The following is a 239-nucleotide window of genomic DNA, read 5'->3' on the forward strand; positions in this document are numbered from 1 at the left end:
CGGTGCAAGCACCGGGTCATCGTTCGACTTGCATGTGTTAAGCACGCCGCCAGCGTTCATCCTGAGCCAGGATCAAACTCTCCGTTGAAGTAAAACAGACACAACCAGGAAACCCGGGAAAACGGGAGAAAATGGCTGCACAAAATTTGAAACCAGCCAAAAACACCAGACCACACCACGGGGTGGCGGGCCCGGCACATTCAACCAATCCATATACAATAAATTGGTATCAACAAACT

General features: G+C 50.2%; 1 rRNA gene. It reads right to left on the minus strand.

From position 1 onward, the window contains the following. A 16S ribosomal RNA gene (locus tag MRBLAR12_RS22110) occupies positions 1 to 88 on the minus strand; the annotation flags it as partial. Positions 89 to 239: the final 151 nt, after the last annotated feature.

The sequence above is a fragment of the Arthrobacter sp. LAR12-1-1.1 genome, assembly GCF_040676555.1.
Classification (GTDB): Bacteria; Actinomycetota; Actinomycetes; order Actinomycetales; family Micrococcaceae; genus Arthrobacter.